The organism is Novosphingobium sp. MBES04 (assembly GCF_000813185.1).
In the GTDB taxonomy this organism is placed as follows: Bacteria; Pseudomonadota; Alphaproteobacteria; order Sphingomonadales; family Sphingomonadaceae; genus Novosphingobium; species Novosphingobium decolorationis.
The window spans coordinates 1-882 of the sequence record NZ_DF850511.1; the positions used below are offsets into that span (position 1 = coordinate 1).

The following is an 882-nucleotide window of genomic DNA, read 5'->3' on the forward strand; positions in this document are numbered from 1 at the left end:
GGCTCTGTTGCAAACTCTGATGCGGTTGCCAAGGTCGGGCTGTTGGATTGGTAAGGTCGGTTGTGATGGACGATTTCAAAGGGCGGCATTTTACCGGAGAAGTCATCTTATGGGCGGTCCGCTGGTACTGCCGGTACGGCATCAGCTACCGTGATCTCGAGGAAATGCTGGCGGAACGTGGCATCGATGTCGATCACACGACCCTCTATCGCTGGGTGCAGCGCTATGCGCCGGAGATGGAGAAGCGGTTGCGCTGGTTCTGGCGGCGCGGCTTTGATCCGAGCTGGCGTCTGGATGAGACCTACGTCAAGGTTCGGGGCAAATGGACCTACTTGTACCGGGCGGTCGACAAACGGGGCGACACGATCGACTTCTTCCTTTCGTCGACCCGCAGCGCCAAAGCCGCAAAGCGCTTTCTGGGCAAAGCCCTTCGCGGGCTGAAGGACTGGGAGAAGCCAACGAAACTCAACACCGACAAGGCACCAAGCTACGGCGCCGCAATCGCCGAGTTGAAACGAGAAGGGAAGCTTGCCCCTGAAACCGAACACCGGCAGGTAAAATACCTGAACAATGTGCTCGAGGCCGACCATGGCAAGCTTAAGATGTTGATCAAGCCCGTGCGTGGTTTCAAATCGATGCCATCAGCCTACGCCACGATCAAGGGCTTCGAGGTCATGCGCGCCCTGCGCAAAGGGCAGGCCCGGGCATGGTGCCTGCAGCCAGGGATCAGGGGAGAGGTGCGTCTAATCGAAAGATCATTTGGCATTGGCCCCTCGGCCATCACCGAGGTCATGGACATGCTCAATCAGCATTTCGCCAATGCTGCCTGATCCCCCAACAGGGAGACGCCGCTCGGCCGTCCCCCATGTTTGCAACAGAGCC

Annotated in this window: 1 protein-coding gene; it reads left to right on the forward strand. The window is 58.7% G+C overall.

Annotated elements, in window-relative coordinates; genetic code table 11:
- Positions 1-65: 65 nt before the first annotated feature.
- A complete protein-coding gene (locus tag MBENS4_RS23705; protein WP_039396915.1) occupies positions 66-830 on the forward strand; it encodes an IS6 family transposase in 765 nt (254 codons plus the stop codon).
- Positions 831-882 lie beyond the last annotated feature (52 nt).

Bases quoted from the DNA above. Each gene is read 5' to 3' on its own strand.
- MBENS4_RS23705 (WP_039396915.1), top strand. From the start codon at position 66: ATGGACGATTTCAAAGGGCGGCATTTTACCGGAGAAGTCATCTTATGG.